Origin of the sequence: Microcoleus sp. PH2017_24_DOB_U_A (assembly GCF_020738205.1) — a bacterium.
Classification (GTDB): Bacteria; Cyanobacteriota; Cyanobacteriia; order Cyanobacteriales; family Microcoleaceae; genus Microcoleus.
The window spans coordinates 23289-49836 of the sequence record NZ_JAEQCT010000068.1 but is presented as its reverse complement, the minus strand read 5'-3'; the positions used below and the strand labels follow the sequence as shown (position 1 = coordinate 49836).

Below are 26548 nucleotides of genomic sequence, written 5' to 3'. Positions count from 1 at the left end.
CTTGAAGGAGTCAGTAGAGGCGCTTTGATTTCGCCTTTGAAAGTTCGCATTTGGACTCTTCAAGAATCCCCGTCCCGGAGCGGGCTGGGGAGTATCAAGGGACTACTGATACTAAATTCTGGTTTGTTACTCCTTGATGATTCGGCGATTGAAATCGCTACTACACAAGCGAAGTCCGCCTCCGCGGACTAAGAAATAAACGGGGTATTTAAGCTTGATTTGGCATGAAAACTGAAAACTGACAACTGAAAACTGAAAAATGCTTACTTTGATTCACCCAACTGCTGTGATTCATCCCCGCGCCGAACTGCACCCGACTGTAGAAGTGGGTGCTTATGCTGTAATTGGGGAAAGAGTGAAAATCGGGCCGGAGACTAAGATTGGTGCCCATGCAATTATCGACGGGCTAACAGAAATAGGTGCTCGCAATCAAATTTTCCCTGGTGCGGCCATTGGTTTGGAACCTCAAGATCTCAAATATGAGGGTTCTCTGACTAGGGTGACAATTGGCGACAACAATGTGATTCGGGAATACGTGACAATCAACCGCGCTACTGGAGCGGGGGAAAGCACGACGCTCGGCAATAATAATATGTTGATGGCTTACGTTCATGTGGGCCATAATTGCGATATTGCCGATCGAGTAATCATTGCCAACGCTGTAGCCCTAGCGGGACACGTCAAAATTGAGTCTCAAGCCAGACTCAGCGGGGTTTTGGGCGTTCATCAGTTTGTCCACATCGGCCGCTTATCCATGATCGGTGGCTTGAGCAGGATCGATCGAGATGTGCCACCCTATATGCTAGTCGAAGGGAATCCTTCGCGAGTGCGAGCTATCAACAAAATAGGCCTCGAACGTGCAGGTTTAACTCCAGAAGATTTGCTAGTTTTAAAGAAAACTTTTCGGATTTTATACCATTCTGGCTACACTCTCAATCAAGCTTTGGAACAATTGGATTTGTTACCGGAAAATCATCACTTGCAGCACCTGCGGAGATTTGTGCAACAGTCTGTAACCAAAGGGCGGCGAGGCTTGATTCCTGGTAAAAAATGAATGAGCCTTATATTAATTCTTGCGGACTCAAAGAATTAGTATTATTGAACCGCGAAGACGCGAAGGACACGAAGGAAGAGAAGGAAGCTGTACGGTGCGTCAGTCACCAGCTATAGGTAACTCAAACAGTTTTTGTCTGACGCACCTTACCGAGGATATTGAGGAGTTTATGAAAATTTTTATCAGCACTGGTGAGGTTTCTGGCGATTTGCAAGGAGCTTTGTTAGTTGCAGCTTTAAAACGTCATGCTGTCGCCGCTGGTTTGGAGTTGGAAATAACCGCATTGGGCGGCCCTCGTATGGCTCAAGCTGGCGCTACTATTTTAGGCGATACTCTGGGTATTGGTTCTATGGGTATTATAGAATCTGTGCCGTATATTTTGCCAACGATCGCAGTTCAGCAAAAAGCTAAACAATATCTCAAAAAATTCCGTCCCGATGTTGTTGTATTGATTGATTATTTGACTCCCAATCTCGGTATTGGTAGCTACATCCGCCGCTGTTTGCCCGATTTACCTGTGGTTTGGTACATCGCACCTCAAGAATGGGTTTGCTCGATTTCTCCTCGCAATACGGATCTGATTGTCAATATTGCCGATCGCATTTTGGCGATTTTCCCCCAGGAAGCTACTTATTATCGCGCCAAAGGCTCTCAAGTCAGTTGGGTTGGTCATCCTTTGCTGGATAGAATGCAATCTGCGCCCAGTCGGGAAGTTGCCCGCAAAACTTTGGGAATTGAGCCGGAACAGGTTTCAGTCGCTCTAATTCCCGCTTCTAGAAAGCAAGAACTCAAGTACCTGATGCCGGTGATATTTGAGGCTGCTCGCATTATCCAAGCTAAAATCCCGGAGGTTCATTTCTGGATTCCGGTTTCTCAAGCAGCTTTCCGCAGCAAAATCGAACAAGCGATCGAGAATTACGGTTTGCGGGCTACTTTGTTGGAAAATCAAAATCTGGAAATCTTGGCTGCTGCCGACTTTGCGATCGCCAAATCTGGTACTGTTAATTTGGAATTAGCTTTGCTCGGCGTTCCGCAAGTTGTCGCCTACCGCGTCAGTCGCATTACGGCGATGATTGCTCGCCACCTGCTGAAATTGTCGATTCCTTTTATCTCTCCGCCCAATTTGGTGCAAATGAAGGCGATCGTTCCGGAGTTGCTGCAAGACGAGGCTACTGCCGAAAATATAGTTTTCCACGCCCTGGAATTGCTGCAAAATGCCGATCGACGCCAGCAAACTTTGACGGATTATCGCCAAATGCGCGAAAGTCTGGGAGATGTCGGTGTGTGCGATCGCGCTGCTGCCGAAATAATCAAAAATGTTAAAATAAATACAGCTTCTTAAAACAATTTTAGTATTGAAATATTATGTCAAGCTATCGGAAAAAGCGACCGATCGCTGTTGATTTATTTGCAGGCGCAGGCGGCATGACGCTGGGCTTTGAACAAGCAGGTTTTGATGTACTTGCTTCAGTCGAAATTGACCCCATCCACTGCGCTACCCACGAGTTCAATTTCCCGATGTGTTCTGTATTGTGCAAAGATGTCTCAGAGCTGACGGGAGCAGAAATTCGGCAAAAATCTGCGATCGGCAAGCGCGAAATCGACGTAGTAATCAGCGGTTCGCCCTGTCAAGGATTCTCGCTGATGGGGAAGCGCGATGTCGGCGATCCGCGAAATTCTCTAATTTTCCACTTTCAACGCTTAGTTTTGGAGCTCAAACCCAAGTTTTTTGTAATGGAAAATGTGCCGGGAATTGTAGCAGGCGAACACAAAGAACTCCTGAATCTTTTAATTAGCTCTTTTCTGGAAGCAGGCTATCAAGTAGAAGAAAACTATCAAGTTCTTAACGCAGCTCACTACGGAGTACCGCAAGCTCGCAAACGATTGTTTCTGATTGGTTGCAAAAAAGACTACGATCTGCCAAACTATCCTCAGCCAACTACTTTTTTGCCTAAAAAGAAACTTCCTAAACGCTATAAAAAAGTTAATTTACCTGCGGTTCCGACAGTTTTGGATGCGATTGGAGATTTGCCGGAAGTAGAAAAGTATAGCGAGTTGCTACACCGAGATTGGGTAATGGTGGAGTACGGAAAGTGCAGCAGCGATTACGCGAGTTTTTTGCGCGGATTCGATGATTTTGATAATGATTATGCTTACGATCGCCAGTACGATCGACAAATCCTCTCATGCAGTCGGCGCACCAAACATTCTGCCGAATGTATGGAAAGATTTGCAGCCGCAGCCTACGGCGAAAAAGAGCCGATCAGCCGTTTTTACAAGCTGCACCCCGACGGAGTTTGCAACACTCTCAGGGCTGGAACCGACAGGGCGAGGGGCGCTTATACTTCGCCAAGGCCAATTCACCCGATCGCGCCTCGGTGCATTACAGTCAGAGAAGCAGCGCGATTGCATTCCTATCCTGACTGGTTTAGATTTCACGTCACAAAATGGCACGGTTTTCGCCAAGTCGGAAATTCTGTACCGCCACTATTGGCGAAAGCTGTAGCAGCGCAGATTATTAGCGCTTTGGGCGTAAAACCAATTAAGCCGAGTTTCAAGCTTTCAAGTGGAGAAGATTCGTTACTTAAACTAAATTGGTCGGAAGCAGAACAATATTATCTCGAAACATAAGAGTTAGATTTAATAATTGGTAATTGGTAATTGGGAATGGGTAATTGGTAATTGGTAATTGGTAATTGGTAATTGGTGTTTCATAGCGGTTCTAAACTTTCGCGATCTACTCGCTATTTGTCTTGCTAATTAGCCATTACCAATTACCAATACTGTACCTCACTTGATAATTGCTATATATACTCTGATTATTAATCAATTATTTTTCTTGATTGTTACCTATTGACTGTAGATAAGCATTCAGCTTCGGTGACAATTCATCAATTATTGGTTGGAATCTTTTTACCTGTTCACTTCCCACTAATTTTCTGGCATATGCTAGCCTCAAAAAGCTGATTGTTTCATACAAAGAACCTCTGGCAATCTTGACAAAACGCCGATTGTCTTGATAATTATATCTACCACGTCCTTCTGCAATATTAGCGCAAACGCTATCGGCGGCGCGTACAAGTTGCTTCCCGATAGTATCTTTTGTAAAATAGTCCCATTCTTTGACGATAAACCAAACCTCATTTGCCAATTTTTCAGCCAACTTGTAAACATCCAAATCCTCAAAATCTGGTCTACTCATATCTCACACCCCTTAATCAATAATTACCAATTACCAGTTACCGGTTCCCAATTACCGATTACCAATTCCCAATTACCAATTCCCAATTACCGATTACCAATTCCCAATTACCAATTCCCAATTACCCATTCCCAATTCCCAATTAAAAATCAACTTCCAATCTTCCTTTTAATAAATAAGCAGCCATTTGGCCCTTACCTTTGACATTGATTAAACCGCGTTTTTCAAAATCATACTTGTCTTCTATAAGCAAATAAGTTGCGTCGGAAATCTGAATTCCGTCCGGGATACCGTGAGATTCCATGCGGGAAGCGGTATTTACCGTATCGCCCCACAAATCGTAAATAAACTTTTTTGTCCCGATGATTCCAGCTACCACTGGGCCCGAATGAATGCCGATGCGGATGCTAATAGTGAGACCGAACTCTTCTCTGTATTTCACTATGGCTTCTTGCATATCTATCGCCATTTCCGCGATCGCATCTCCGTGATCTGCTCTCGGATTTGGCAACCCCGCCACTACCATATAAGAGTCACCAATTGTCTTAATTTTTTCTAAACCGTGTTTTTCGGCGAGATCGTCGAACTTGGAAAATATATCGTTGAGTAAATGTACTAATTTTTTGGGCGATATTGATGCTGACAACTGGGTGAAGCCAACAATATCCGCGAACATCACGCTAACTGCTGCGAATTCGTCGGCGATTACACCTTGTTCTTTTTTTAATCTTTCGGCGATCGCCTCTGGCAATATATTTAACAGCAACTCCTGAGATTTTTTTTGTTCTATCTCTAATTTGACTAGATAATCCTGCATGGTTTGATAGGCGAGATTCCTTTCTTGCAGGTGCATATAAGCTTTTGAGTGATAGCGAATTCTAGCAATGAGTTCGACTGGATTGGGCAGTTTTACTAAATAATCGTTAGCACCCAAGGAAAATGCTTGCGCTTTTAGTTCCGCTTCTTCTTTACTGGAGAGAACAATCATCGGAATGTCTCGCGTCAGCGAATTCCCTCGAAAAAAGCGCAGCAACTGCAATCCATCTATTTCTGGCATTACTAAATCTTGGAGGATTACTGTTGGCTTCACCTCTAATGCTTTCTTAATTGCTTGAGCTGGATCGTTACAGTAATAAAATTTAATGTCTTTTTCATTAGCAAGCATTCGGCGCACCGCTTCGCCGATCATTTCCTGATCGTCAATCAGTAAAACTGTAACAGTGTATTCGGTCAAGCTAGATATTTTTTTGCTTTCTGAATTTAAAGGTAAATTTAAGTCGATCGAGTGACGGCTTTTCTCCAATTTGAGGTTACTGAGAATGGCGCTATCTCTGGCGGTAACTGGGTTTTTCCCATTGTTTCCCCTATCCTCAAACTTCAACTTTACCACGTTGCCGTTGACTATTTGACTTTCTCGTTGATTTAGTGCACAACTGCAATCGAATTCAATAGCCTGAGAGTGAGTTAATTTCATAACTAGATCGGGCAACGGCCATTGTCTGGAGAGGATCGAAACTTTTACTTAAATATTTTCTAAGTGTCAATAGCGACCCGGTATTATTTAAGTACGCTTACCAGGTGATAATACCAGGTTGGTAAAGTTTTATCCGCTGATTTTTGTAAAATCTTTACACAGCCTAGCACGCTTGACATTGATTGCAAGGGCTACGATCGCTAATTGTTGGGTCAGCCGACTGCTGCTTGCTAGCAGGTGCCCGGTAACCGCAGCATTCCGTGAAATTACAGACTGCTGGCAAGATACACGCGCGATCGCGATCCCAAAACATCACCCCAATAGATTGATTATGATCGCTGAGAGTCTGGCACGACCTCGGCCATTGTGCTCAACCACTTAAGCCTTATGGCCCAAACATCTCTAGTATTTTCTACACGAGATATTTCATGCAGGCTGGGGCGATCGCCTCGATCGGCAAAACCTGCACAGCCGCATTCAAATCAGCAGCAGCTTTCGGCATCCCGTAAACTACTGAGGTAGCGCGGTCTTGGGCGATCGTGTGCCAGCCTGCCGATCGCAAAACTTTGAGCCCTTTAGCGCCGTCTTTGCCCATACCGGTTAACAGCACTGCCACCCCTTTGCCCTGCCAGTATTGAGCGACACTCTCAAAAAAAGTGTCCACTGAAGGGCGGTAAGGATATTCTAAAGGTTCTTTCGTATACTTAAGTGTTAAATTCGATTGTAATACTAAGTGGTCGTTAGTCGCGGCAATTATCACCTTACCGACTTCCAAAGGTCGATCGGCAACTGCGACACTCACCGACAACTTACTTTTTTGACTCAGCCAATCTGCCAAACCAGGAGCAAACTCAGCATCTACGTGTTGGACGATCGCCACAGCCGCCGATAAATTGGCAGGTAAAGCCGATAGCAGAGTTGCCAAAGCTTGGGGCCCGCCAGTCGAAGAGCCGATCGCCAGCAGCGGCGGAGTCAAGCATTTAGGAGTTGCGCTGTGAAATAAAGAAGTCGAGTTACTTTTACCAATCAATCTAGCGACTTTAGAAATAGTTTTTAACAACTCCATACCGCCGCTTGGGGAATTGCCCATCAACCCCAAAATTGGCGTATTAATAGCATCCAGAGCTCCATATCCCATAGCTTCAAAAACCCTGCCCGCATTACCTGTCACCGAAGATGTCACTAGCAGAATCGCGCAGGGAGATTGCTTCATGATCAGGCGCGTCGCCTCAACACCATCCATCACCGGCATGATCAAATCCATCAATATCACATCCGGTGTATTGCGGGCGCACTTGGACACAGCTTCGGCCCCATCCGCCGCTATCCAAATAATTTCATACTCCGGTACCGTCACCAAAACTCGGCGCAAAGCTTCAGCAGCAATCAACGTGTCGTTGACGATCGCTATTTTCATGTTGAAATTGCTCATAGTTAATTAATTTTCAGTTGCGGGTAGTTGCGGGAGCCTGCCGATCCAGTTTTTTATGCTGCGGCCTTTTCTTTAAAACTGAGATATTGCACTATTGTCAATAAGCCTTTTATGAACAGGCAAGATGCCTGTTCCACAAGAGATGAATTTTTTTGTGGAACAGGCATCTTGCCTGTTCCTGAGAATGGTGTTCGTCGGTCAGTTAAAACTAAACTTGTAGACGGAGGCAGCAAACCGCTTCTCAATTAGCGATCGATACTGTTGGGTTAACACTTTTTCGGGCCCGGAGATCCCCCTAAATCCCCCTTAAGAAGGGGGACTTTGAGTGCTTCCGGTTCCCCCCTTCTTAAGGGGGGCTAGGGGGGATCTCCGGGCTCGGGGCCAAGCGTATTGAATTACCGATTGAATTACGAACTATCACGCAGCCTACCACTATTCATACCACATTTTGGTCGTATTTTTAGTTTTTAATTAAAAAAACTTAACCCGAGATTTTTTTTCAAGCCTCACCGATTAAATCAACCACCGCATTTAACAGCGTATCGTCGTGAAAACTGCTTTTAGTTAAATAATAATCCGCTCCCACTTCCAATCCTCTGATTCTATCTTGCTCGCGGTCTTTGTAAGAAACAATAATTACCGGAATCGACTTTAGGGCCGAATGATTTTTAATTTGACTAACCAGCTCAATCCCCGTCATGCGCGGCATATCAACATCGCTAATTACCAAATCAAACTGCCCGGTACGCAGAGCATTCCAACCATCCATACCATTAACAGCTATTTCTACCTCATATCCTTGATTTTCTAAAAGTTTGCGCTCTACTTCTCGAACAGTAATTGAATCATCTACTACCAAAACGCGCTTGCGAGTTGTTGATTCAGCAGTTTGTTCGGTTTTACTAACTTTCTGTAACTGACTTTCAGCCAGCAGTTTATCAGTCGATCGCACCAAATCTTCAACATCGATAATCAGCACCGGCGTACCGTCTTCCATAAAAGCAGCCGCGCTGATATCCGCTACCTTACCCAAACGCGGATCTAAAGGCCTGACAACTAAATCGCGTTCGCCCAGAAACTTATCCACAGCTAAACCATAACTGCTAGAGCGATCGCTCACAATGATCACCGGCAGCAAATCCAACTTTTCAGGTGGCGCAGCTAACTCCAACACCTGATAAGCTGTCACCAAACCAATATTTTGGTTGTCAAGAGTAAAATACTGTCGGTTTTCGGCGATCGCAATATCAGCAGACTCAACCATCACAATGCGATCGATCCGAGTCAGCGGAAAAGCATAAGGTTCCCCCGAAATTTCCACCAACAGCGTCCGAATTACCGACAGAGTTAGCGGCAACTGCAAATGAAAACTCATACCTTTTTCCGGCATAGATGTCGCCCGGAGAATGCCACCAACCTCCTGCACCATACTTTGCACAATATCCAAACCAACACCGCGGCCCGAAATTTCCGTCACTTGACTAGCAGTAGAAAAACCAGGCAAAAACAGAAAATCCATCAATTCCGGTTCAGTCAATTTCGCAGCCATTTCCGCACTTACCATACCTTTCGTGACAATTTTTTGGCGGAGTTTTTCCGGTTCTATTCCTTTTCCATCATCCGAGACGGTAATTGATAGCATCCCGCCCCGATGTGCAGCTTCCAGTCGGATCGTACCTTCAGCCGATTTTCCCGCAGCCAAACGTGCGTCTGGGAGTTCAATACCGTGGTCGATAGCGTTACGCAAAATGTGTGTTAGCGGTGCTTCTAATTTTTCTAAAATATCTCGATCTACCTGAGTAGATTTGCCAACAACTTCAAATTTCACTTGCTTACCCAACTGTCTCGCCAAATCTCTCAGCATTCGCCCAAAAGCTGAAACGCCGTCAGCAAACGGTCGCATATTGCTGGCAATAACTTCTCGGTACAAGCGATCGGACAAGTTGGCAGAACGGCGGGCAAACAGTTCTAGTTCGTTGAGGCGATCGGACAAAATATGGCGGCAATCATTAGCTTTTTTGCGAGCACTGCCGAGATAATCTTCCGATCGCTGATCTAGAACAGAATCGCTTAAAGATTCCTGCAATTTCTCCAACAAATTATAAAGCTGTCCTTGGTTTTTTCTCAGTTTTAATAATGAATCAGCAAACGGTTGCAGCCATTTTGCTTCTACTAAAGATTCGCCTGCCAAACCCATAATTCGGTTTAAGTTTTCCGCATTTACTCGTACTACGCGGTCAGCGGTTTTAGGCTTTTGAGCGTTTTCCCTGAGATTTGAAGGTGCAGGTTTTGCGCTAACAATTTTAGTCGGTCGTTGCTCTACAGCTACTGCTGTAGAATTGGCGACGGGGGAAATTTGACCGCTATTCTTTGTGCGTTGGGAAGCATTATCTTGAGGTTTTGGTTGTGGTGTCGGGGTTGTTTGGGGACTCGTTGCTTCGGCAGATTTTTGTGAAACAACTGCGGCAGTTGTTGCCGATTGTTTAGTTGTTAATAATTCAAGAATCTTACTTATATCTGCGACAATATTATCTATTTCTGCCTCTTTTTCTGCCAGCCAAGCTTCGATTTTCAGTACCGGAATTTCCTGCATATTTACCAGAAAATTTACTCCGGCGAGCAGGGTGTCAATTTGACTGGCATTTAAGCTAGATTTGTGCTTCTGAAGTGCCACAAATGTATCTTCTATCGCCTTCGCAAGTTTAACAACTTCATGGAACTGAACTATTCTGCCAGCACCTTTTATTAAATGAGCGGATTTAACAAGGGAGTCTAAGTCTAAATATTCATTGGGGTTATTTTTGAGCGAGAGTAAAGTTTGGTTTAATAGTATTGATTGTGCTTCTACTTCTCCGGCAAATAAAGCTAACATCGATAAATCAGTTTTAAGCAACCGAGTTTCTGGACTTTCAACCTGTGGCAAATCGGGCAATATTTCATGAGGAATATCAGAATTGAATTGTACGTGGTCTGTTATTTCTGCGGTAAAATCAACAGGTAATTGCGGCTCCCATTCCGGCAGAATTTCTGTTTCAACAATGGTCTCTTGTTCTATTGTTTCTGCTTCATCTGGGCTGCCCAAATCTAATTGTTCGTTATTGATAATTGCTAAGATGGCAGTTTCTAAGGTTTCAATTTGCGATCGATTAACCGGGAGCCAATTTTCGATCTCGGTTTCCGGAATCTGGCTGATTTGGGCCAAAAGGTCGATCGCCCGCAGCATCACATCAATCTTATCAGGTGAGTCTAGGGCGATCGAGCCAGCCTGCGCCGCCACAAAGCAATCCTCCATCACGTGAGCGATTCGCACAGCAGCATCCAGTCCCACAATCCGCGCCGCGCCCTTGAGCGAGTGGGCCGCCCGCATCAAAGATTCCAGTTCAGCCGGAGAATTAGGGTTATTTTCTAATACCAAAATGTTCTCATTTAATACTGCTACTTGAGTGTCCGCCTCCATGCGAAATAAATCCATCATGGAGAAATTGCTCATATCTTGATTGCTCATTTTTTATTAATCCTTAATTTATTCCAACCCACTTTCGCCCGGTTTTGTTCATGTAGGCGCGAATTCCCTTCGCCCGTTCTTCAACCCGCGGAGGCGGGTTTCGTCTGTGTAGGCGCGAATGACCTTCGCCCGCTTTTATTCGCCAGATTCCATTCACCCAATGCCCAATTCCCAATGCCCCATGCCCAATTCCCAATGCCCCATGCCCTATTCCCAATTCATTAGATAATCTTCTTATTCAACGTATAAAACAGCAAATCATCATCGAGATAACAAACACTTTGCCCCTGCCAACTGATAATCCCTTTAGTATAAGTTTCTGGCACTTTAGAAACAGTAGATGGAACATTTCTGATTTGTTCCGGGAGAATGCGGTGAATGCCGTAAATCTCATCCACTCCAAACACCCAGCGGCTGCCTTCTCTCTCAACAACTACCATCCTTTCGTAAACAACAGGACTAATATTTTGTCGGCTAGCATCTGCTGCTTCCAATCCCAAAAGTGCTTTTAGGGAAACGCACAACTGGATTTCACCGCGAATATTCACCAAGCCGATAAGTATATTATTACTGCGGTGTGGCAAAGTGTGGATAACAGAAATCTGCGTCACTTCCTTAAACAGCGCCGCCGGTAAAGCCAACCATTCGCCGTTAAGCCTAAAAATACCTACAGATATAGTACCCGCAGCCGTGACGGCGTTAGTTACTCCTTGACTCGATCGCAATAAATTAGTCCACTCTTCCAGATATCCAGTCGGCAATTCCTGTTCCAGCAAACTCCGGCCCGCGTCGGAATAGACTGGACAGTTGCGGCAGTGAATAAATGTTTTTAATTGAGGACAAGTGCGATCGCCCCCAACTCCGATCCGATTCCAGCAATCATCAGTCATTCGATTTTAGATTTTAGATTTTAGATTTTAGATTGTAGGGTGTGCACCGCGCACCAGTTTGTAGTTTGTAGTAGTTTGTAGGGTGTGCACCGCGCACCAGTTGATTTAACTAACCGTAGGGTGGCCAGCGGGGAGAAATGTTTAGTTTTGCGATCGTCACATTCAGCCCTCGACCGCACCCTACAATAACTATTGTACAAAAAAATAGATTTTAGACTGAGCCTTGCTACACCTGTTATTCTTGTGACATACTCCCACGTCAAGCCTCGTGGTGCTATGACGTGGGCATCTTTGCAGCCCGATGAAGGGTATCCAAAATTTCCTTCGCGGTACTGTCATCTATAGTTCCTACTACAGAAAGATTCCCACTACGGCGTTTTATTTTGGGGAAAATGTCCAACCCCAATTTCTTCAAATTAATCGAAGCGTTGATATCGCGATCGACCATTAAAGAATGTTGCTCGTCCCAATAGCTTCGCATACCGCAATCGGTGAAAACGATTTCATTCCGATAGCACAGAAGCATTGAGGTATAAGCAGGTTTTTGCGGAACGACGGCTGATCCAGCTTTTTCGGCTATGTATTCCAGCGTCTTGAAAAATTGACCAAACGCAGCATCCAGCCAAGACTTGTTTAGTCCTGATTTGGCTGATTGACCGTTTGGGAGGTAGTTACCCTCATCCAGAAAGCTTAACTTTATTCCGCTTCGTTAAGCCTTTTAAGTTCAAATCTTCGTGAAAAAAGAATTTAGCTCCAGACCTGACAAGTTTGTGAGCTGTTTTATAGTGGAAGTCTTGGCGAGAACGCGCTATTTTTTGGTGCTGTCTCGCTTCTTTTTTTGCTAATTTCCGTCGGGCGCTACAGCCACGCTTCCGCTTATTCCGCTTTTTTGAAATGCGGTCTAACTTAGCTTGGTTTTTGCGAAGCGGTTTCAATGAAGGCAACTTTTCGCCCGATGACGTTGCTAAATAGACATCTTCATGCAGCACCGCATCTAACCCAATTGAGTTATCCCAGTTTGGGGTAACTTTGTCAGAAATAAACTGGGGTACTGAAGCGTCTTCAAGCATTATCTGGGCGAACCAACCATCAGCCTTTCTAGTTACACTAATTTGCTTGACGGTAAATCCATCGGGGATTGGGCGGTGCCTCCGAACTTTTATCACGCCCAACTTCGGCAATCGGATATAAAACCAATTCTTGCGAACCAACTTAATCCAATCGCTGTTAGCCGTAGAAAAAGTCATCGTCCGGTAATCAGCTTCAGTCTTGAATCGGGGTTTACCCGATCGACCGCCTTTACTATCCCCTACTATAAACCGTTCAAAGGCTTTATCTACTCGTTTAGAAACATCTTGCAGGATAGTTGAATCTACCTGCTTGAAGTCCAATAGCTCACCACTGTGGAAGACTTTTACTAGGTCTTTTTTGAGGGCTGGCAATTGTTGCTTTTGAGAGTAGTAGTTGGGCTTTTCGCGAGGCGCAGAGATGCTAGCAACCAATGGACAAGCATTTATAGCAGTGCGGTTTCTTTCCCACCAATCAAATCGATCGCCTAGCTGTCTGTTGTACCAATAGCGACAAATTCTCAACCAATGGTTGAGGGTTAATTTTTGATTGGTGTCGGGATAGAACTGATACTGATACGTTACTTTCATTGCGCTACGACCTTTACGCATTTGCTGGTCATAAAAATACCAGAAAATACTAGATAAAGTCAAGTAGTAATTTAATAATTGTGTCGAGTAATGATGCTAGCAGATAAAGATTTGTTGATCTCGTCATCCACACCTTCATTGCTCGCCCGCTATGCTGACGAGGACATGAAGATGTGGAATCCTCGGTTCACGCGCCTTTCATCCCACACTAATCGAAGCGATATAGTGTGGGGATTCCCGTCTGACTAGCTAAAAAAACCGACTCGATCCGCCGACTCCCTATTTACTTTAAAAACGCTAGCATTTCGTGGCGTAAACCGAGTGTAGCATCATTAACTTGCCCGATCGCCCCATTGATATCCCGGAGCGCCGACGCAGTTTGCGAAGAAGCCTCACTCAACTGCACCATCGCCTCGCTAATTTGCACAGCACCCTGAGACTGTGCATCCATCCCCTCATTCACCTCTTCAAAACGCGGAGTCAAAGCTTGCACCCGCTGGATAATCGATTCCAACTGCAAACTAATAGTTTGCACATCTTCCACCCCGCGGCGCACCTCATTAGTAAACTTATCCATTTCCATCACGCCAACACCCACCGCAGACTGCATTTCTTTAACCATATTTTCAATATCCAAAGTAGCCACCGCCGTTTGATCTGCCAGTCGGCGAATTTCCCTAGCCACCACCGCAAAACCCAACCCGTACTCTCCCGCTTTTTCCGCTTCAATAGCCGCGTTGAGCGAAAGCAAATTAGTTTGATCTGCCACCTTCGTAATCGTCGTGATAATACTGTTAATATTATTAGCTTTTTCGCTAATAACTCCCAATTTACCCGAGATCGCACTGGTAGAATCTGCTAATTTATTCATCGTGGATTCCATGCGACCAATTTCTTGTTTACCGCCGCCGGCAGATTGAGCAGCTTGGTGGGACATCTCCGAAACTTCATCCATTGTCCTCGCCAGTTGCATAGCAGTAGCAGCAATTTCTTTAGCCGTGGCTACTACTTCATTAGTCGAAGCCACTTGTTGATTCATCGTCGCTTCCAATTCCTTGCCGGAGGAGGCAATTTGGTTCGTAGATCCACTAATTCTGAGGCCCGACAGATCTATTTGATTTTCCAGAGTTTGGGATACCGTACTCGTGAGAAACAGTCCAAACAGTCCAGCCGTTAGCGGCCCGAGAATCATGCCCAAAATTACCCAGAATGTGGTTTGACTAATATCGTTTTTAGACTGCTGTTTAGCTAGTTGTCCCGTTGTTTCATTGATTTTGAGGTCTTCCAAGATTAAGTTAGTAGCTGATTCAAACGAGGATCGATTCGCTTTGGCGCGATCGCTCAATTGATTGTAAAACGCCCCAGCCCTTCTAGCAGCCTCGATATCGGGCGACTTAGTATTCCCTTGGCCAATCAGTTCGATCTGCCTTTTAAATGGGTTGAGAATTCCTAAACTCTCAAATCTTTTATTTAAATCTAAAAAAGCTTCGTGATTTTTCTTCCAGATATCCCATTTAGCCTGCAATTCTTTGTATATCTTATCTTCCTCCGCAGTTCTGGATGTGGTTTCATACTCTTTGAAACCCTCATTAATCTGCTCCCAAGCTTTCTGAATTCTCGTCAACTCACTTCTCCTTTCCTCTGGGCTGAGTTCCAGATCCAGTAATGCCCGTTCCGACGACTCAATTTGCGTTTGTCCTTCATTAACTTTCCACAATCCACTAACGCTCGGCAGGCTATTGTTAGCTAGCGTATCAATATGTCCACCTAGCCGATAAGTGCCACTCCAACCAATACAAGCCACAGCTAAAACAATCACAGCTAGAAAAATAAATGCAGCATTCAGGCGCTTTTTAAAACTGATATTTTTAAACATTTTCTACATCCTTATTGCTTACTTTAAACCGAGAAATTTCTTGACGCAAACCTTGAGATGCCTCATTTAATTGAGAGATAGCACCGTTAATTTCGCGCAATGCGCCCGCCGTTTGCGACGACGATTGACTCAGATACACCATCACCTCGCTAATTTGCTGAGCGCCTTCCGATTGAGCCTCCATACTCTGATTTACCACTGAAAAACGCGGAGTGATAGCCTGCACCTGCTCGATAATTTCAGTCAGTTGCCAGCTCACACTTTCCACATCCTCAACGCTATCATTTACTTCTTCAGTAAACTTGTTCATTTCCGTCACCCCAGTAGAAACTGCTGCCTGCATTTCTTTAACCATTTTTTCAATATCTAAAGTAGCAACAGCAGTTTGATCGGCTAAACGCCGAATTTCTCTAGCAACTACAGCAAAACCCATACCATATTTTCCTGCTTTTTCTGCTTCTATGGCAGCATTCAAAGAAAGTAAATTAGTTTGGTCAGCTACCTTGGTTATTGTAATAATAATTCGACTAATATTATTAGCTTTTTCGCTGATGTTGCTAAGTTGGCTAGAAATAGAAGTTGTGGCGGTTGATAATTCCCGCATGGTATTTTCCATGTGGCTTAAATTCCGCTGACCGCCCTCTGCTGCTATTGTGGTAGTTTGGAAGGTAGAAGTAATTCCCTGCATTGCTTGCTTCAGTTGTCGAGAAGTAGCAGCTATCTCTTTTGTAGTAGCTTCCACCTCTCTAATCGAAGCTGCTTGTTTGGCGATTACTTCCTCCAATTCCTTGCCAGAGGCAGCAATTTCATGAGAGGAAGCAGTTACTTGAAGACCAGAATTTTGTACTTGCCCGATCAAGGAACTTAGGCTTTGAGTCATGCTTTGGAATCCGGCGAGTAGTTTGCCAACTTCTCCCTGATAATTTGCTGAAATATTGGCAGTTAAATTGCCCGCCGATACCTCTTCTGCAACTTTTACTGCTATTCCCAAGGATTGCGCGATATTCCGGATAATTACCCAAGAAATTAACACCCCAACTCCGACAATAATCAAAGTGCTCGCCCCAGCAAAGTAAGTTGAAAAAATTTCAGCTTCCTGGGCGAATTTCTTTCTTTCATCCAAGAATCGATTTTCAGTTTCTTTGATTTCTGTGATTTTACCCCTCAACTTCGCCATAATTTCTAGTCCTGTTCCAGCACTTACTATTTTTTTTACCTCCTCTTCTCGACCAGATTTGCGGAGTTGAATAGTTTTTTCTAAATAATCGATTCTTTCTCTAATCAGGATTTGCAATTGACCGAGTTTTTCTTGTTGTGTCGGATTTTTCATCTTCTCTCTCAACTCTGCTAGTTGCACGTTAATGCTTGCATTTGCTTCATTGTATGGCTCTAAAAAATTCTCTTTTCCCGTGTACAGATAGCCGCGCTGACCAGTCTCAGCTTCCAGCAAAAGCATATCTAACTGTGCCAATTCTTGCAAAATTTTATGGCTCGAAGTAACGTTATCTAAAGACTTAACTAAAGTATTTTTAGTGTGTTGTGATACAATATTTGCTATAAGTATTAACGTAAAGATTGTACCAAACCCCCTCCACAAAATTTGTTGAATAGTTGACTTCTTCTGCACTGAATTTACCTCTTTTTTGCCTGCTACAAATAATGAATAAAATTTGATATTTTAGAGTTTAGATACTGACGAATATTGGGTGTGAGTAACTATCAATTGACTTTGAATCGCGAAATTTCGTGGCGCATCCCCTGGGCTGCTTCGTTCAAAAGGCCGATCGCACTATTGATTTCCCGCAAAGCATCAGCCGTTTGCAGGGAAGTTTCGGCCAACTGCGCCATAGTTTCGCTAATTTGCTGAGCTCCTTCCGATTGAGCTTCCATGCCTCTATTTACCGAATCGAAGCGGGGAGTGAGAGATTGTACTTGCTGAATAATTTCGGCTAATTGCACGCCGATGTTACGAATATCTTCCATCCCTTTGCTGACTTCATGGGAGAATTTATCCATTTCCATCACCCCAGTAGAAACGGCTGACTGCATCTCTTTAACCATGTTTTCAATATCGAGTGTGGCAACGGCTGTTTGGTCGGCTAGGCGGCGAATTTCGCGGGCGACGACGGCAAAACCCATGCCGTATTCTCCGGCTTTTTCGGCTTCGATCGCTGCATTTAAGGAAAGTAAATTAGTTTGATCGGCTACTTTTGTAATCGTGGTAACAATGCTGTTGATATTGTTGGCTTTTTCGCTAATGATTCCGAGTTTGTTAGAGATAGAAATGGTAGCATTTCCCAAGACTTTCATGGTATTCTCCATGCGAACTAACTCTTTTTGACCTGTGCTAGCTTCGCGGGCAGTTGACTCTGCCATGTGGGAAACTTCATCCATCGTTTTTACGAGTTTACCACTGGTGGCTGCGATTTCTTTGGCAGTAGCTACAACTTCGTTGGTGGATGCTGCTTGTTCGTTGACTGTGGCTTCTAATTGTTTGCCAGAAGCGGCTATTTGGGTGGCTGATGAAGTGATTTGTATGCCCGATGTTTGCACTTGTTTGATTAATCCGGCCAAACCGCGATTCATGCTGCGGAAGGAGTTCTCCAATTTGCTAATTTCGTCTTTGGTGTCGCTGACATGAACTTCTCCTGTTAAATCGCCGATCGACATTTTCTCTGCTACATCCACCACTCCGGCAATTTTAGCCCCTAACGGTTTGGCGATCGTATTGCTAAAGTACAGTCCAAACAGTACGGCCGTTAAAGGGCCCAGCAGCGTGCCTAAAATCACCCAGAACCGAGTTTGACTGATATCTTCGGTGGCAGCTTTGCCTGAGTCTGCTGCTAATTGGCGATCGTAGTTCAGGAGTTCCAGCATTCCCTCTGTCGCAGCTTGAAATGTAATTACTTTCTCGTTCAAAGCTTTGTCGTTCATTCTGTTAAGCACCTCAACTGCTGATGCAGCAGTTGCTAGTTCAGGTGATTTAGTTTTACCCTGTTTGAGCAAATCAATTTGGATTTGCCGGGGATTGACAATGCCTATTCTTTCATATTCTTTATTGAGTTCTTGGAATTCTTTGTGAGCCTCAGTCCACTTTTGCCACAGCGGTTTAAATTTTTGATAAAGTTTGTCTTCTTCCTCGTTGCGCCCAAGTTTATCGTACTCTTGAAAACCTTGATTTATCTGATTCCAAGCATTATTTATTCTGGCGATTTCTCGGCGTCTTTGGTCAGCATTGATTGCTTCGTTGAGCAGCATCCGATCGGAAGACTGCACCTGTGTTTGTCCTTCGTTGATTTTCCACAAAGCGACGGTGCTGGGATAAGCATCGTTGGCGATCGATTTCAGGTGCCCGGATAGCCGAAAATTTCCGCTGGCGCCGACTAAAGCTACAACAAGCACGATCGCCCCCATGAACACAAACGCAGCGATCATGCGTCTTTGCAAAGTCATATGCTTAAAAATATTGTCCATAGTTCCGTTCTCAGTTATTACTTATCAGGCTATTTTTCCATTCGCTGAATGCGCCGGCGGACGATCGCAGCACCGGCAATATCTCCTCGCTCTTCTTTGAGCAAAGCTAGGTGAATTAGTCCTTCATAGTGATCCGGCTTGAGGTAAGTTGCTTTTTGGAAAGATTGCTCAGCTTGTTGGCGATCGCCCCTTGCTTGGTAAACTTGGCCCAATAAGACGTAAGCGTCAGCATTCGTGGGATTTTGACTGAGGTAAGTTTCGCACAGTTTGGCCGCTTCCTGCAATTGTCCGCGATCGGCCAAACGTCGCGCTGCGTCTAAATCCGCACTCGCAGACTTAGCAGGATCTGGTGGTGGGGCGATCGCCCGAATTGGCAAAATCCCCGAATTCTCATTCTCTCTCGGATATTTTTGATGGGAAGTAGAGGATTTACTGTTAATACTTGGCAACTGATCGTTGCGAAGATTTTCCCTATTTCCCGCGTGTTTAAACTCTCGAACAATCCGCGAATAACTGATATTAGTCGGCTCTTTTTTGACCTGAACTTGCGGGCTGTATGGAATATCTGTTTTGCGGTAAGCAAATGCTAGGGAATGACGCACCGAGACAAATTGAGGAGGCAGTTTCTGCCCGCTTTCTGAGTGACCCAAAAATAATATTCCTGTTTTGTTTAACAATCGATTTAACAGTTGAATGGTCTGATTTCTGCCTGTTTGATCGAAATAAATTAACACATTGCGACAAAAAATTGCATCGTAAGGAAGTTGGTTAGATAAAAAATAGCTATCTAGAATATTACCCTGAATAAAATTAACTTTCCTTCTCACCAAGTCGTTCAACTGATAAAGATCTCCCGGCACCGGAGTAAAATAGCGATCGCGAAAATCCAAGTTTTTGTCGCGGAAAGAGTTTCTGCCGTAAACTGCGCGCTGGGCTTTTTTGAGAGCAACTTTGCTGATGTCTGCCGCATCGATGCTGAAGTTGATCGGATTTAAACCAGCGTCTAGTAGGGCGATCGCGATCGAGTAAGGTTCCTCTCCCGTCGAACAAGGAAGGCTCAACACGCGCAGGGTTTTGCCGGGATTTTGTGGAAACCATTCCGAAAGCGCGTAGCGGCTCAAAAAAACAAAAGGTTCGCGATCGCGAAAAAACCAAGTTTCCGGTATCACGACAGCTTCGATTAATTCTTCCAATTCTGGAGCGGATGTTTGCAATTTTGTCAAGTAAATACTGATATCCGTTAAACTGCAATCTTCCATCCGACGGTTAACGGCTCTAGTAATTGTATTAGACCCAATAGTCAGGGCATCTAAACCAATTTTTTGTCTGAGTAGAGCTTCAATCAGTTGACAGTTGACAGTTGACAGTTGACAGTTGACAGTTGACAGTTGACAGTTGACAGTTGACAGTTGACAGTTGACAGTTGACAGTTGACAGTTGACCAATTACCAATTACCAATTACCAATTACCAATTACCAATTACCAATTACCAATTACCAATTACCAATTACCAATTACCCATTGCCAATGACTAATGACCAATTACCCATTGCCAATGACTAATGACTAATGACCAATTACCCATTGCCAATGACCAATAACCAATAACCAATAACCAATAACCAATAACCAATAACCAATGACCAATGACTAAATCTCAGTCTTCCTGCTGGGGAAGCAGATAAGTTTTTTGGGATTCAGGCAGCAGATGTTCTACCCTGACAAATTGAATCATACCGCGATCGTCTGCAATCATTTCTCCCAAATAAGGAGTGCTGTCAATCTTAATGCCGGGACTAACAAATTCGGTTTCTGGTTTGTCGAGAGTTTCTGTCACCCGTTCCGCCATCAGCCCTAAAATTAGGGGGCCGTGCAAACTGTGGTTGTTCCCCTCAGAAGTATTGGGAAACTGGCAATTGACTAAGACAATGCGCGTGCTCAAGTAAGCGCGGGCGGCCGTCCCCTGTATCATTTGGCACAAATCAATGACCGGGACGAGATGTCCTCGGTAGTTAAACAAGCCGGGAATGTATTCCGGCGCGTTGTGGAGTTTTTTCAAGGTGACAGTGGGAACTACTTCGACTACGCGCCTGCTATCGAGGGCATAGCGATCGTCCCCGACATAAAAAAGTAACATCAACATAGGGATACCATTGGAGATTTTAGATTCTGAAAGTCGGTCGAAAAAGCATTTTCAGAAATTTCGCTTAGTTTTGCAACAATTACGATTCTTTTGGAATTCTAGAGCTATCTTGGAAAAAGTGTATTTTCTGGAGACTCAACTTCTATGGGTTGGTTTAAAAGACTGTTTGGAATGGAAAAGCCTGAAGAGCAGGCTCAACCGATGGCAGAAGTAGTACAGCAAGCTGCCGAAGCACAATCGATTGCTCCTGCTAAAGTCGGCCCAGACGGAAATTTTGACGAAAGCGGCCTGGCGAAGCGGGTGGCCTTGGCTTTTGACGGCGATTCAGAAGTTGCTGATATCGAGACTGTTTGGGTTGCTCAGCTCAGCGGCACGGTTGTTCTCAAGGGTCAAGTTCCCAGTCAGGAAGTTCTTGACAAGTTGGTGGCCATTGCCTCTGCTGAAGAGGGTGCGACGGGCGTGCAAACCGATCAAGTGACAGTCGGGTAGTTCTTCGGATCTCGATCCGTTTCGTTCTGAGTACGATCGAATTAGTCAAAGCTCGATTAAACCCGCTATGGCGGGTTTTTTCCTGCCTTCTCACCCTCAAAATATTAATTTTTGTAAGTAAGCGCGCTTTAGTTAAAAAACAGTATAATTGAATACAGAAACTAAATAAGTTTTAGGTAACAAAAAGCAAACCTGACCTGACCCCGCCCAAAAACGGGTACAAGCCGGGACACTCATGAGGGTCGATCGCAAAATTTTAGACGAAAGTCCCAGCTACCAGATTCATCTGTGAAGTAAATCTAAAATCGACTGACGATCGTTTTTATCTCAATATAAGGATCGAAAAATATGAAACTCACTTATCGCGGTGCCAACTACGAGTACGACATTCCGACAGTGGATATGATCGAAGGGGAAGTCGCGGGCAAATATCGGGGTCAAGACTGGAACTATCGGTATCCGAGACACCTGGCTGTCCCCAAAAAATACGGCGGTATCAACTCTACCACAAAGCGAGATTTTCAAGCCCAGCAGCAGGTCACAACACCTTGCGCGGCGGTTGAATCTGCACCAACTGCTGCGGATTTGGCGCAAGTTCACCGATCGCATATTTGCAGTATTCTCGATCGGCGGAAACAAGTAGCCACAGCCAAAGGTGATGAAAGATTACTGCGCTTGCTAGAAAGAGAGTGGCAGCAAATGGCCTGTTAGGAAATAGCTTGGGAAAATTACAATCCCCGGTTCAATAACCAAAAAATAGGTTTGTAGTGAGGACTTCAGTCCGCATAAATCCAAAAACTCGCATTCCTCACTACCAAAACCTCGATCGCGCTTAACTAACCGAAGATAATATAAACTACGATCTTAAATTCAGCATCAAAAGCAAGTCAAGAAAGTGACAAAAATCCAACTTGCCTATCCCAAAATTCCCGACAGCAAAAACGCTCCATTAGATAAGTGCACAGCCTTTGAAAAGTACGATGGCACTAATCTGCATTGGGTTTGGGAACAGCAACTGGGCTGGTATGCGTTTGGAACACGTCGCGACAGATTTGATTTAGACGATCGGGGAATTGCAGAATTTAACGCTGCACATCCGGGTTTGGAGGAAGCGCCGCAGATTTTCGTCAGAGACTTCGCGAAATCTCTGGAAGTTGTATTTCAGGCGAACCCAGAATATCACAGCCCAGAAATCACGGTATTTACAGAGTTTTTTGGTGCTAGCTCATTTGCAGGAATGCACAAACAGGAGGAACCCAAAAATTTGGTGCTGTTAGACGTGCAGGGCGATCGAGGTATTGTCGATCCAGAGCAATTCCTTCGAGATTTCAGTTTAGTAAACATTGCCAGAGTTGTGTATCGCGGAAAGTTGACAGGCAAATTTATCGATGAAGTCCGTCAAGGAAAATACGGTGTAGCCGAAGGAGTTGTTTGTAAAGGAAAGGATAAGGCTAACAGTATCTGGATGGTCAAGATTAAAACTATGGCTTACATGAAAAAACTGCAACAAGCGTTTAAAAATGATTGGGAGACATATTGGGAATAAAATAGCGTTCGATCGATACCACGATTTTGTAGGGCGGGTTCGCCAAGATATCCAGCACAAATCCGAAATCTTGTCAACCCGCCCCGCCTCGATCGAGATCTGACGATCGCTAAATCGAACACGATCTCAAGGGCGAAACCGATTTAAACAATTGAAACTGGTTCCAGCACTTTTTGCTGTTTTGGGCGATCGATGGTTTCTAGCTGTTGCAGCAGTTGCGCTTTCACTTCATGACGGTAATTAAAGAAATGTTCGCCTAGGCCTAAAACAGTCATGTAATCGTAGAATAGACGAGGTTTAATCAGAGCGATCGGCATCATTTGCCACCAGAAACGAAACCGCGTCGAACGCATGACACCCTGACGCCAACAAACAGCCAAAAAATAGAACTTAATTGGGGCAATACTTAAGTGGATAAAAGCCCACTATAATAATTAAATACTCACATCGAAACGGCTAAAATATAAATAGATTATGTATTATTTATTTAATTGCTCCTTGATTCTTAAACAAAAACTTATAAAATCTTGAAAATTCAGTAAATGATCTGAATTTGCCTCAACTCTTGCCATCAGTTGTTTAAGATAATATTCTTCTTGCACTTCTCTCGGTCTAGGTTTACTATAAGAAAAATGCGTTTTTGAAGCCAAACTACGTTCTTTAAAAATTTCTCTAAGATAACCTTCATGAAACAAAGCTTTTGTTTTATATCCAAAAATATCCTTTGTATTTTCCCCATCTTGAACAAATTCACTCGCTAAATCTTCAGGATTATCTTGACTGACATCAAAATATTTAATATATTGCTTCAAAATTTCATTATGTTGTGGATTTCTCACAAAAAATTTTCGATTTCCTAAAAACCAAGTTTCCAGACAAACTTTCTGCACAATAACTTCGAGTTGACAATTTACCGGTAGAGATTGAAAAGGTTTATCTTTTAATTCCGACTTAATTTGCTCATCAGCTTCCGCTTGTTTCTCCGAAACTGTAAAACGATCTGCGTCTGTGAATAAAACCAAGTAATTATATTGAGGAAATAGGTTTATTTCTTGGATAGCATTAGCAGTAACTCTATAGCAACTAGGAACGCCCATATCACTTTCGTAATAATAATTATTCTGAATTACCGCATCAAAACTATCCACTTCCGTCAACTCTGGAAGCAGCACAGATAACCACTTTTTATAAACAATCGGTTCTGTCTTTCCTTCAAATACAAAATACAAATTCATACTACGATTGTTTTTCGAGAATTTTGTTTAACTGAATAAATGCGTCTTGTTTAGATTTACCTAGATGATAATCCGAGGCATTACAGGTTCTAATGTGTCCGCCTTGTCGAGTAACAATTTTCCAATATTCATAGGGAATATTATTTATAATATAAGGGTGATGACTTGTGGCAATAAATTGCAAGGTTTTATTTTCGTGAATCAGGTCATCAGTTAAGATATCAATACAATTAATTCCCAAACTATTCTCAAATTCATCAATCAATATTACCGAACCTTCATTTGACAGAAAAATTTCGCCAAGATGAATAATTGTACGTAACATACCCGAAGACATCCTATCTTCCCTAATCCATTTAGGCACAGATTTCTCTTTGATAGAAATAACAGGGACAAATATATCAGCAAATCCTTTGAACAAGTCGTCTGTTTTAAAAGGCTCAACTCTGACATCTTCGATTTGTTGAAAAACATCAATGAATCTTGACTTAATTGCTTCAAAAATATCTAACTTATTTTCATAAATCAGATATAGCTTAGTTCTAATATCCTCATCGCTATTTACTATGCTCTGTAAGGTTTGATATTTGTTTTTAATCGAGTGCAAAGATTGCTTTGAGCTTCTAAGACGCAGACCGTTGATTGTATGGTCGCGATATTCTATTTTATTTAGAGCATCAAAAGCTTCTTTTATAACAGTTTCTTCTTTTAATAAATACATCATTGATTGATGTGAAGAAAGCTTTGGTATTTGGCTATTTTTGAATTTTATATCCTCTTTATTCCGCTCAAATAATACCTCATTTTTTGAAATCAGTTTTTCATGAATAAATGATGGTTTTTCATTTTCATCTGGGTTTTCTTTTTCAGGATCGTCAAAATTTAGTTCATTGGTTTCAACAGTATCAAAACCACCTTCCCAAATAAATTCAGTGCCGTTTACAGTAGAAAATATGATTTTCCATTCCAATCCATTGATAGCTTTTCCATTGGCTATACGTTTTAAATCGATAATTCCACGCAAGATTTGGGTTTTGCCTGCACCTGATATGCCAACTAAAAGAGTTAAATTGGATGAAAATTTAATTTCATCAAAATCCCAACCCAAAAAATGATTTTTTAATTGGAGTGAAATAATTTTCATAAGTTAATTCTTTTTGTTCAAATTGCTAAAAATATTTAAATTGTTGCAGTTGAGCAATATTGTAGCATGGAAGAAAGAGGAGACGATCGCAAAACTTCAACCCTAAAATAGGCTGAAAATCTCTCCCCACTTCCCCCATCAACCCTTGACACAAACTACCTGCTTCAGAGTCGCCACAACTTCCACCAAATCCGACTGCTGACTCATCACCTCCTCAATCGGCTTATAAGCCCCCGGAATTTCATCTAAAAATTCCTCATTTTTTCGACACTCAACCCCCTCAGTTTGCCGCACAAAATCATCGAGAGTGAATACATTCTTCGCCTTACTGCGAGACATCAATCGCCCCGCACCGTGAGAACAAGAACAGTAACTTTCCACATTTCCCTTACCTTTAACAATAAAAGATTTCGCCCCCATCGAACCTGGAATAATCCCCAAATCGTCAACTTGCGCGCGCACAGCACCTTTGCGAGTCACATACACATCTTCCCCAAAATGCACCTCTTTTTCCGCATAATTGTGGTGGCAATTCACCTGCAACAGCGGCTTCGTAACTTTGCCACCCGCGAGATGCTTTTCCACAATTTTCTTAAACCGATTCATCATGATATCGCGATTAAAACTCGCATAATCCTGTGCCCACTGCAAATCGTGCCAATAAGCAGCAAACTCCGGCGTACCCGCTACAAAATAAGCTAAATCTTTGTCAGCCAAACTAATTTCTGCGAGTTTAGCTAAGTCTTTGGCAGTGTCGATGTGGTGTTGGGCTAGCAGATTGCCGATACCGCGCGAACCAGAGTGCAGCATCAGCCAAACCGAGTTTTCGGTGTCAACGCAAACCTCAATAAAATGATTGCCGCCGCCGAGGGAACCTAACTGTTTTAAAGCTTTATTATCTTGGTGCTGGACTCCTTGATGCAGTTCCTTGAAATCGCCCCATCTTTGCCAGTTGGTGACAGATTTTTCGACTTCTTTATTTTCTGCAAATCCGACGGGAATTGCTGCTTCGATATCGAGGCGAATTTGTTTGAGTTTGCCTTCTAATTTGTTGGCGCTGAATGGCATTTTTACGGCCATCATCCCGCAACCAATATCCACGCCCACAGCAGCCGGAATAATTGCTTCTTTTGTGGCAATTACTGAACCGACTAAAGCTCCTTTTCCTAAATGTACGTCGGGCATTAATGCGACGTGTTTGAATACAAAGGGCAAAGATGCTACATTGGTTGCCATCTTGGTCTCTTTGTCGCCCAGGGCGTGATTTGCCCAGGATAATACTGGTTTTGGGGTGGATATTTCTAATTTTTCGTAGGGCATTTTTGTTTAAATATATTTAACTCGATCTACTGTGTAGTATATTTGTAGCACAAATATCGGCTAAGGTCAATAGCCCGATCGCCCAAAACGCGGTTTTCAACCAAA

At 43.5% G+C, this 26548-nt stretch carries 22 protein-coding genes; 6 read left to right on the top strand and 16 right to left on the bottom strand.

Translation table 11 applies throughout. From position 1 onward, the window contains the following. Nucleotides 1-259 precede the first annotated feature (259 nt). From lpxA to JGK07_RS19775, 3 genes are all read left to right on the top strand, one after another. Complete coding sequence (gene lpxA / locus JGK07_RS19785; RefSeq protein ID WP_293183966.1) at nucleotides 260-1054, top strand: acyl-ACP--UDP-N-acetylglucosamine O-acyltransferase; 795 nt, start codon at nucleotides 260-262, stop codon at nucleotides 1052-1054. 169 nt (nucleotides 1055-1223) lie between these two features. Next, complete coding sequence (lpxB, locus tag JGK07_RS19780) at nucleotides 1224-2396, top strand: lipid-A-disaccharide synthase (RefSeq protein ID WP_293183963.1); 1173 nt, start codon at nucleotides 1224-1226, stop codon at nucleotides 2394-2396. Nucleotides 2397-2419: 23 nt separating this feature from the next. After that, the gene (locus tag JGK07_RS19775; RefSeq protein WP_293183960.1) at nucleotides 2420-3685 is read left to right on the top strand and encodes a DNA cytosine methyltransferase; all 1266 of its coding nucleotides are present in this window, start codon (nucleotides 2420-2422) and stop codon (nucleotides 3683-3685) included. A 199-nt stretch (nucleotides 3686-3884) separates the two neighbouring features. Here the strand turns inward: JGK07_RS19775 and JGK07_RS19770 are convergent, their stop codons facing one another. The 12 genes from JGK07_RS19770 to JGK07_RS19715 form a co-directional block, all read right to left on the bottom strand. Beyond that, a complete protein-coding gene (locus tag JGK07_RS19770; protein ID WP_293183958.1) occupies nucleotides 3885-4256 on the bottom strand; it encodes a four helix bundle protein in 372 nt (123 codons plus the stop codon). Between the two features lie 142 nt (nucleotides 4257-4398). Continuing rightward, nucleotides 4399-5730 carry an adenylate/guanylate cyclase domain-containing protein gene (locus JGK07_RS19765; RefSeq protein ID WP_293197944.1) on the bottom strand — a complete coding sequence of 444 codons (1332 nt, stop codon included), beginning with the start codon at nucleotides 5728-5730 and terminating at the stop codon, nucleotides 4399-4401. A 412-nt stretch (nucleotides 5731-6142) separates the two neighbouring features. Then, nucleotides 6143-7162: a chemotaxis response regulator protein-glutamate methylesterase gene (locus tag JGK07_RS19760; protein ID WP_293225323.1), complete on the bottom strand. Its 1020-nt coding sequence runs from the start codon at nucleotides 7160-7162 to the stop codon at nucleotides 6143-6145. 499 nt (nucleotides 7163-7661) lie between these two features. Continuing rightward, on the bottom strand, nucleotides 7662-10667 hold the full coding sequence (locus JGK07_RS19755) for a hybrid sensor histidine kinase/response regulator (protein ID WP_293183952.1): 3006 nt from the start codon (nucleotides 10665-10667) through the stop codon (nucleotides 7662-7664). 221 nt (nucleotides 10668-10888) lie between these two features. Further along, the gene (locus JGK07_RS19750) at nucleotides 10889-11557 is read right to left on the bottom strand and encodes a chemotaxis protein CheW (RefSeq protein WP_293183950.1); all 669 of its coding nucleotides are present in this window, start codon (nucleotides 11555-11557) and stop codon (nucleotides 10889-10891) included. Nucleotides 11558-11831: 274 nt separating this feature from the next. Further along, on the bottom strand, nucleotides 11832-12038 hold the full coding sequence (locus tag JGK07_RS19745) for a hypothetical protein (protein ID WP_293206718.1): 207 nt from the start codon (nucleotides 12036-12038) through the stop codon (nucleotides 11832-11834). Nucleotides 12039-12234: 196 nt separating this feature from the next. Further along, entirely contained in the window at nucleotides 12235-13215 is a 981-nt protein-coding gene (locus JGK07_RS19740) for a transposase (protein ID WP_293217136.1), read from the bottom strand. Nucleotides 13216-13498: 283 nt separating this feature from the next. After that, complete coding sequence (locus JGK07_RS19735; RefSeq protein WP_293183948.1) at nucleotides 13499-15091, bottom strand: methyl-accepting chemotaxis protein; 1593 nt, start codon at nucleotides 15089-15091, stop codon at nucleotides 13499-13501. Next, nucleotides 15084-16718, bottom strand: coding sequence for a CHASE3 domain-containing protein (locus JGK07_RS19730; protein WP_293183946.1), 1635 nt, complete (start codon nucleotides 16716-16718; stop codon nucleotides 15084-15086). The genes JGK07_RS19735 and JGK07_RS19730 overlap by 8 nt, the downstream gene beginning before the upstream one ends. Nucleotides 16719-16810: 92 nt before the next feature. Further along, nucleotides 16811-18565 (bottom strand): methyl-accepting chemotaxis protein, encoded by a 1755-nt coding sequence (locus JGK07_RS19725; RefSeq protein ID WP_293183944.1) that lies wholly within the window; start codon nucleotides 18563-18565, stop codon nucleotides 16811-16813. A 29-nt stretch (nucleotides 18566-18594) separates the two neighbouring features. Beyond that, a complete protein-coding gene (locus tag JGK07_RS19720) occupies nucleotides 18595-20010 on the bottom strand; it encodes a CheR family methyltransferase (RefSeq protein ID WP_293291011.1) in 1416 nt (471 codons plus the stop codon). Between the two features lie 213 nt (nucleotides 20011-20223). Then, a complete protein-coding gene (locus JGK07_RS19715) occupies nucleotides 20224-20709 on the bottom strand; it encodes a chemotaxis protein CheW (protein ID WP_325315537.1) in 486 nt (161 codons plus the stop codon). Nucleotides 20710-20853: 144 nt separating this feature from the next. On the opposite strand from JGK07_RS19715, the gene JGK07_RS19710 reads away from it, so the two are divergent. The 3 genes from JGK07_RS19710 (at nucleotide 20854) to JGK07_RS19700 (ending at nucleotide 22744) form a co-directional block, all read left to right on the top strand. Continuing rightward, nucleotides 20854-21198 (top strand): BON domain-containing protein, encoded by a 345-nt coding sequence (locus JGK07_RS19710; protein ID WP_293126189.1) that lies wholly within the window; start codon nucleotides 20854-20856, stop codon nucleotides 21196-21198. A gap of 348 nt (nucleotides 21199-21546) precedes the next feature. Beyond that, a complete protein-coding gene (locus tag JGK07_RS19705; RefSeq protein ID WP_293206709.1) occupies nucleotides 21547-21909 on the top strand; it encodes a DUF4278 domain-containing protein in 363 nt (120 codons plus the stop codon). A gap of 184 nt (nucleotides 21910-22093) precedes the next feature. Continuing rightward, nucleotides 22094-22744: an RNA ligase family protein gene (locus JGK07_RS19700; RefSeq protein ID WP_293183938.1), complete on the top strand. Its 651-nt coding sequence runs from the start codon at nucleotides 22094-22096 to the stop codon at nucleotides 22742-22744. Nucleotides 22745-22887: 143 nt separating this feature from the next. Here JGK07_RS19700 and JGK07_RS19695 read toward each other — a convergent pair whose 3' ends face one another. From JGK07_RS19695 to JGK07_RS19680, 4 genes are all read right to left on the bottom strand, one after another. Continuing rightward, entirely contained in the window at nucleotides 22888-23124 is a 237-nt protein-coding gene (locus tag JGK07_RS19695) for a DUF4070 domain-containing protein (protein WP_293225319.1), read from the bottom strand. Nucleotides 23125-23223: 99 nt separating this feature from the next. Then, on the bottom strand, nucleotides 23224-23979 hold the full coding sequence (locus JGK07_RS19690) for a hypothetical protein (RefSeq protein ID WP_293197935.1): 756 nt from the start codon (nucleotides 23977-23979) through the stop codon (nucleotides 23224-23226). 1 nt (nucleotide 23980) lies between these two features. Beyond that, a complete protein-coding gene (locus tag JGK07_RS19685) occupies nucleotides 23981-25123 on the bottom strand; it encodes an AAA family ATPase (RefSeq protein ID WP_293183932.1) in 1143 nt (380 codons plus the stop codon). A gap of 138 nt (nucleotides 25124-25261) precedes the next feature. Next, nucleotides 25262-26443 (bottom strand): RtcB family protein, encoded by a 1182-nt coding sequence (locus JGK07_RS19680; protein WP_293197933.1) that lies wholly within the window; start codon nucleotides 26441-26443, stop codon nucleotides 25262-25264. Nucleotides 26444-26548: the final 105 nt, after the last annotated feature.